We start from the raw sequence: 7,309 nt of genomic DNA, 5'->3' as shown, positions 1-7,309 counted from the left end.
GCCAGGCCGGGTCTGCCCGCGGCGCCGGTCGAGCCGGGGCGCAGGCCGTCCAGGAAACGGCTGGGGCGGCGGTTGGGGCGACCGCCGGGTGAGCGGGAGAGGGCCCAGGAGACGTGGAGCCGCTCCCTGGCGCGGGTGACTCCGACGTACAGGAGGCGGCGCTCCTCCTCGATCTGTTCGTCGGTCTTCGCGTAGGTGATCGGCATCATGCCCTCGGCGACGCCGACCAGGAAGACGACGTCCCACTCCAGGCCCTTGGCCGAGTGCAGGGAGGCGAGGGTGACGCCCTGGACGGTCGGGGCGTGCTGGGCGTTCGCCCGCTCGTCGAGTTCGGCGACCAGGTCGGCGAGGGTGGCTCCGGCTCTGGCCGCGGCGAAGTCCTGGGCGAGGTTGACCAGGGCGGCCAGGGACTCCCAGCGCTCTCTGACGGCTCCGGAGCCGGCCGGTGGCTCGGTGGTCCAGCCCTCGCCGGAGAGGACGGCACGGACCTGGGAGGGCAGGTCGATGACGTCGTCGAGGAGGGAGTCGTTGCCGCCGAAGCGGGCCGCGCCGCGCAGGGCGATGCCGGCCTTGCGGACCTCGGGACGGTCGAAGAACCGCTCGGCCCCGCGCAGTTGGTAGGGGACTCCGGCGTCGGCGAGGGCCTGTTCGTAGGTCTCGGACTGGGAGTTCGTGCGGAACAGGATCGCGATCTCGCTCGCCGGCACGCCCGCTGCGATCAGGTCGCGGATGCGGCGCGCGGCACCCTCCGCCTCGGCGGGCTCGTCGGTGCACTCGGCGTAGACGGGCTCGGGACCGGCGGCGCGCTGGGAGATGAGTTCCAGTCGATGGTCGGCTGCCCTGCCTCGGGCCTGGGAGAGCAGGCCGTTGGCGAGGTGGACGACCTGGGGTGTGGAGCGGTAGTCGCGGACCAGCTTGACGACGGTGGCGCCGGGGTGGCGGGTGCGGAAGTCGAGAAGGTGGTCGGGGGTCGCCCCGGTGAACGAGTAGATCGTCTGGCTGGCGTCGCCGACGACGCACAGATTGTCGCGATCACCGAGCCACAGCTCCAGAAGGCGCTGCTGGAGCGGGCTGACGTCCTGGTACTCGTCGACCACGAAGTGCTGGTACTGCGAGCGGACCTGTTCGGCGATGTCGTGCCGGTCCTGGAGCACGGCGACGGTGAGCAGCAGGACGTCCTCGAAGTCGATGACCGCGCGGTCGCGCTTGACGTCCTCGTAGGTGGCGTAGAGCTGGGCGATCTCGGCGGGGGCGCGGGGGATGTCGCGGCCCGCCTTGGCAGCCGCGGCGGCGTAGTCGGAGGGGACGGTCTGGGTGACCTTGGACCACTCGATCTCGGCGGTGACGTCCCGAAGTTCGCCACGGTCGAGGCGGATGCGGCAGGCCGCCGCTGCGTCGGCGACGAGCTGGATCTTGCGGTCGACGAGCCGGGGCATGCTGCCACCGATCGCTTTCGGCCAGAAGTACTGGAGCTGACGCAGGGCGGCCGAGTGGAACGTACGGGCCTGCACTCCCGTGGCGCCGAGTTGGCGCAGCCGGCCGCGCATCTCGCCGGCGGCGCGGTTGGTGAAGGTGACGGCCAGCACGCTGGAGGATTGCAGGACCCCGGCGCGCACTCCGTAGGCGATGCGGTGGGTGATCGCCCGAGTCTTGCCCGTGCCGGCGCCCGCCAGCACGCACACCGGACCGCGCAGGGCGGTCGCCACCTCGCGTTGCTCGGGGTCGAGCCCTTCGAGCACCGCGTCGGCCGAGTCCGGTACCTGCGGGAAGAGGGAGGAGTGCGTTGCTGTTGTCACACGGCCATGCTGCCAGGTCGCCGGAGACGGGTGAGCCGGTTGTCCACAGGGAGGCGCCTGCAGTCGTACTAATGCGGCAGGCGTCACGTGCGGTGGCATACCCCCGGCGGGAATGGCGGGTGCGTCGCGTACGTTCCCTCCACTGCGAGGACCCATCCCCCGAGCTGTTGAGGAGCGCGAGAAGATGTCGGGCACTGTGACGATGTACAGCACCACGTGGTGCGGTTACTGCCGTCGGCTGAAGAGCCAGATGGACCGCGAGGGCATCGCGTACAACGAGGTCAACATCGAGCAGGACCCGGATTCCGCGGCGTTCGTCGAGAAGGCGAATGGCGGGAATCAGACGGTCCCGACCCTGCTCTTCGCGGACGGTTCGACGCTCACGAACCCTTCGCTGGCCCAGGTCAAGCAGAAGGTCGGCGCCTGACCGACGATCAGCACACGCGGCTCCGCGGAAGGCGGCTCCTGATACGTCAGGGGCCGCCTTCTTGTTGCCTGCTTCTTGTTGTCGGTCTCGGCCTCAGACGAAGGTTCGCGTCGGCAGCGGCTTGCCGTACCAGAGTTCGATCAGGCGGGCCGCGATCGAGATGCCGTACGGCGGCAGCACCTCTTCGGACTCGAAGGCCGCGCGCAGTTCCTCGCGGGAGAACCAGCGGGCTTCGTGGATCTCGTCGCCGTCGACGTTGATGTCCGTCGAGGTGGCGCGGGCCATGAAGCCCAGCATGAGGCTGGACGGGAAGGGCCAGGGCTGGCTGGCGACGTACTCGACGTGGCCGACGGTGATGCCGGCCTCCTCGAAGACCTCGCGGCGCACGGACTGCTCGATGGACTCGCCGGGCTCCACGAAGCCGGCGAGCGTCGAGAAGCGGCCCTCGGGCCAGTGGACCTGGCGGCCGAGCAGGATGCGGTCCTCCTCGTCGGTGACGGCCATGATCACGGCCGGGTCGGTGCGCGGGTAGTGCTCGGCGCCGCAGGCCGGGCAGCGGCGGATGTGACCGGCCGCGGCGATCACCGTGCGCTCGCCGCAGCGGGAGCAGAAGCGGTGCAGGCGCTGCCAGTTCTCCAGGGCGACCGCGTGCACCATCAGGCCCACGTCCCGGGGCGACAGCAGCAGCCCGGCCTCGCGCAGTCCCGCGGCGCGCGCCGACTGGTCGATACGGCCGGGGAGGGCGTCCTTCTGGAGGGCGAAGTAGCTGACGCCGTCGTCGTCGGTGCCCAGGAAGTAGCGGTGTGCCTCGGTGAGGGGGGCCTCGAAGGAGGGCGTCATGACGAGTTCGGTCTTGCCGTCGGGTGTCTCGTCGATGAGGACCTGGCCGCCGGAGACCACGAAGCAACGGGTGCTGGGGTGGCTCCACGCCGCGGCGAGCCAGGCCTCGTCGAGCCGGTGGTGGGCGGCTCGGTCGATGCCGCTCGGGGCGGTGAGCGAGATGGGTCGGTCGGCTGTGTGGTCGGTCCAGGTGGTCACGGGTGCTTCCAACTCCCCCGGCAATGCGGATTGTTTCGACGGGCGGTTCAGCGGGACGTACGGCAGGAGGCGACCGGGTCCGGCGGGGACGGGTGTGCTGGGCGGTTCTTCCAGTGTGCCTCGCACGCGTTGCCGTTCCGGATCGCGCGGGATCGTCAGGGCGCGCGGCGCCAGGTGTCGGCGAGGTCTCCCCACAGGTGGGCGGTGGTTTCGACGCCTTTGAGGAGGAGGTCGAGTTCGACCTTCTCGTTCGGGGCGTGCCAGCCGTCGGAGGGGACGGAGATGCCCAGGAAGAGGACGGGCGCCCCGAGGACTTCCTGGAGGTCGGCGGCCGGTCCGGAGCCGCCCTCGCGGGTGAAGAGGACCGGTTTCTCGAAGGCGCGGGCCATGGCACGGACGACGGACTGCAGGGCGGGGTGGTCCAGAGGAGTCAGGCACGGGCGCGTGGCCGCGCTGAACGTGATCTCCTGCCGGATTCCCTCGGGCACCTGCCGGGCGGCCCAGTCACGGACGACCTTCTCGATGTGGTCCGGGTCCTGGCCGGCGACCAGCCGGAAGGAGAGCTTCACCATGGCAGAGGACGGGATGATCGTCTTGCTGCCGGGCCCTTGGTAGCCGCCTCCGATGCCGTTGACCTCGGCGGTGGGGCGGGCCCAGATGCGCTCCAGGGTGGTGTGTCCGGCCTCGCCGTGGGTGGCGTGCGACTTGGCGGTGTGCAGCCACTCCTGCTCGTCGAAGGGCAGCTCGGCGAAGAGCTCGCGCTCCTGGTCGGTGAGTTCGACGATGCCGTCGTAGAAGCCGGGGACCGTAACGCGTGCGTGCTCGTCGTGCAGTGCGGCGACGAGGCGGGCGGCGGCGGTCGCCGGGTTGGGCACGGCGCCGCCGAAGGAACCGGAGTGGATGTCCTGGTCGGGGCCCTGCAGCCGGATCTCGCACTCGGCGAGGCCTCGCATGCCGGTGCACACCGTGGGGGTGTCCTCGGACCACATGCCGGTGTCGGAGACGATCACGGCGTCGGCGGCGAGCCGGTCGGCGTGCTCCTCGACGAGCGCCCGGAAGTGCGGGGAGCCGGACTCCTCCTCGCCCTCGACGAGCAGCTTCAGGTGCACGGCCGGGGCAGTGCGGCCGGTGGCAGCCAGGTGCGCGCGGACGCCGAGTGTGTGGAAGAACACCTGGCCCTTGTCGTCGGCGGCCCCGCGCGCGTAGAGGCGGTTTTCGCGGACGACGGGCTCGAAAGGCTCGCTGTCCCAGCCGTCCTCGCGGGCGGCGGGCTGTACGTCGTGATGGCCGTAGACGAGGACCGTGGGTGCTTCGGGGTCGTCGGAGGGCCACTCGGCGAAGACGGCCGGTGCGCCCGGGGTCGGCCAGACCTCGGCGGTCGGGAAGCCGGTCTCCCGGAGTGTGGCGGCGAGCCAGTCCGCGCTGCGCCGGACGTCGGGCGCGTGGTCGGGCTGCGCCGACACGGACGGGATGCGCAGCCACTCGGCGAGGTCGTCGAGGAAGGCTGCGCGGTGCTGCTCGATGTACGTGCGGACCGCGCTGACGGCACTGTCAACGGTGTGGCTCATGGTCACGAGCCTATCGGCCCGCACTGACATCCTCGGTGGGCGGTTCCTCACAGTTTGCTTGCACAGCCGGCTACTCCCCTTGCGCGCCCGGTGATTCCGCCTGTGCGCCCGGCTCCTCCAGCAGCAGCCGCTCCAGTGCGGCCCGGTCCGGGAGGCCCTCCGGCCGGACAACCTCGCCGCCGCGCACGTACAGGAACGCGGCCGTGACCGCTTCCAGCGGCACGCCCTGCCGCTCGGCCCAGGCGAGCCGGTAGATCGCGAGCTGGAGCGGGTCGGCGGTGCGGGTGCGGCTGGTCTTCCAGTCGAGGATCTCGTACGTCGCCCCGGCGCCGTCGCCCTGCTTGTAGACGGCGTCGATACGGCCCCGTACGACGCGGCCGGCGATCACGAGCTGGAAGGGGGTCTCGACGCGGTAGGGCGTGCGCCGGGCGTACTCGGTGCGTTCGAAGGCGTCCTTGAGTGCTTCCAGATCTTGTTCGTCGGCGATCTCGGCTTCGCTGCCGGGCAGTTCCTCCGGCTCCAGCATGGGCAGGGTCAGCTCTTCGAAGCGTGATTCCACCCAGGCGTGGAAGCGGGTGCCTCGACGTGCGGCGGGTTGCGGGGGGCGCGGCATGGGGCGCGCGAGTTCCTGCGCGAGCCCGTCCGGATCGGCGGCCAGGTGCAGCAGTTGGGTGGCGGTCAGCGAGGCCGGCAGGGGGACGTCGGTGACGCCTCGGCGGGCGCGCAGGAGTTCGCCGGTGAGGGCGTCGAGGTCGCGGTCCCAGGAGGCGATGGCTCGGGCTTCCTCGGGGGTGAGGCGGGTGCCAGGTGGTTCCGTGGGGTGCGGGCGGGCGTCCCCCGGCGCGCTGGAGTGTTCGGCGGGGTCCGGGGCCGTCGCCTGGTGCGGGACGGTCGGGCGGTCCTCGGTCCAGGCGTCCCAGTCGGCGGGGTCGTCTTCCGGGAGGCCGTCTTCGGCATCGGGGGAAGTTTCCTCGTACGAAGGCTCGTCGTAGGGAGGTTCGCCGTCCTCCGGTGGCGGGGGCCAGTCCGGGTCGTCGTGCGCGTCGGGGTCGTGGGTGGCCGCGGGGTGGCTCTCGTCGTGGGAGGCGAGGCGCTCCAGGTGGTCCATGACCATCTTGGCGGCCTTGTGACGGTGGGCCATCGCCATGTCGTCCAAGGGCAGTGGCCATGCCTGGTCGACGGTGGCGGTCTGCAGGGCGGGGTTCTCCTCACCGTCTTCGGGTCGGTCCGCCCAGGCCTCGATCTCGCCATATCCGGCCGCACAGTGGTCGTAGAGGGCTTGAAGGAAGTCGGAGGGCCCCCGGAGTTTCTTCTGGGTGGGGCCCCACCAGTGGCCGGAGCCGAGGAGCAGGGAGCGGGGGCGGGTGAAGGTGACGTAGCCGAGGCGGAGTTCCTCGGTGTGCTGGTGGTCCTTCATGGCCTCGTGGAAGGCCTTCATGCCTTTGGAGTCCCAGGAGGCGACGTCGGGCAGGGTGGCGGTGTCGCCGCGCAGCGCGTGCGGGAGGACCTTGCCCTGGGCGGTCCATTTCTCGCGGCCCTGGCTGCTGGGGAAGGTCCCGGTGACCAGGCCGGGGACGGCCACGACGTCCCACTCCAGGCCCTTGGACTTGTGCGCGGTGAGGACTTTGACGGTGTTCTCGCCTCCCGGGAGGGCGTTGTCGAGGCCTTTCTCGTACTGCGCGGCGGTGCGCAGGAAGCCGAGGAAGGCGAGCAGGGTCGCCTCGCCGTCGCCGGCGGCGAAGGAGGCGGCGACGTCCAGGAAGTTCGACAGGGTCTCGCGGCGGCGGGCGGCCAGGGAGTGCGGGGACGCGGCGAGTTCGACCTCCAGGCCGGTGACGGCGAGGACGCGGTGCAGGACGTCCATCAGGGGATCGGACAGGGAGCGGCGGAGGTCGCGCAGTTCGGTGGCCAGGCGGGCGAAGCGCACGCGCGCGTCCGGTGAGAAGGGCAGCCCGTCGTCGTCCCCGGCGCCGTCGGAGCCGTATAGAGGTGTCTCCAGGAACGTGTCGAGGGCGTCGGCGAGCGATATCACCTCGGAGGGGTCGACCCCCTCGACGGCTGCGGCGAGCCGGCGGTCCGGGTCGTCGTCGGCCCCCACGCGCGTGTGGGCCACGAGGAGTCGGGCGCGTCGTCCCAGAAGGGCGAGGTCGCGGGGGCCGATGCGCCAGCGCGGGCCGGTCAGCAGCCGGACCAGGGAGGCGTTGGCGCCGGGGTCCTGGAGGACTTCGCAGACGGCGACGAGGTCGGCGACCTCGGGCAGGTGCAGCAGCCCGGATAGCCCGACCACCTCGACCGGGATGTCGCGGGTCACCAGGGCGCCCTGGATCTGGGCGAAGTCGGTGGCCGTGCGGCACAGGACGGCGATCTCGCCGGGCGCCTTCCCGGTCCGTACGAGGTGGGCGATGGAGTCGGCGAGCCAGTCGATCTCGTCGGCGTGGGTGGGCAGCAGCGCGCAGCGCACCATGCCGTCGCGCTCGGCA

Annotated in this window: 5 protein-coding genes; 1 reads left to right on the top strand and 4 read right to left on the bottom strand. The window is 71.5% G+C overall.

Features of this window, described 5'->3' with window-relative positions:
- Nucleotides 1–1,895, bottom strand: a 1,895-nt coding sequence (locus tag R6V09_RS41385; RefSeq protein ID WP_317886643.1) for an ATP-dependent helicase, incomplete at its 3' end; no start/stop codon positions are given.
- A gap of 85 nt (nucleotides 1,896–1,980) precedes the next feature.
- Between R6V09_RS41385 and R6V09_RS41380 the strand changes: the two genes are divergently transcribed.
- Nucleotides 1,981–2,223 carry a mycoredoxin gene (locus tag R6V09_RS41380; RefSeq protein WP_317886642.1) on the top strand — a complete coding sequence of 81 codons (243 nt, stop codon included), beginning with the start codon at nucleotides 1,981–1,983 and terminating at the stop codon, nucleotides 2,221–2,223.
- A gap of 93 nt (nucleotides 2,224–2,316) precedes the next feature.
- Here the strand turns inward: R6V09_RS41380 and nudC are convergent, their stop codons facing one another.
- From nudC to R6V09_RS41365, 3 genes are all read right to left on the bottom strand, one after another.
- Complete coding sequence (gene nudC, locus R6V09_RS41375; protein WP_317886641.1) at nucleotides 2,317–3,261, bottom strand: NAD(+) diphosphatase; 945 nt, start codon at nucleotides 3,259–3,261, stop codon at nucleotides 2,317–2,319.
- A gap of 155 nt (nucleotides 3,262–3,416) precedes the next feature.
- Entirely contained in the window at nucleotides 3,417–4,829 is a 1,413-nt protein-coding gene (locus tag R6V09_RS41370) for a dipeptidase (protein WP_317886640.1), read from the bottom strand.
- Between the two features lie 70 nt (nucleotides 4,830–4,899).
- A partial coding sequence (locus R6V09_RS41365) for a 3'-5' exonuclease (RefSeq protein ID WP_317886639.1) occupies nucleotides 4,900–7,309 on the bottom strand: 2,410 nt, incomplete at its 5' end.

The organism is Streptomyces sp. W16 (assembly GCF_033194735.1).
Classification (GTDB): Bacteria; Actinomycetota; Actinomycetes; order Streptomycetales; family Streptomycetaceae; genus Streptomyces.
This window is presented reverse-complemented; position numbering and strand designations above follow the sequence as displayed.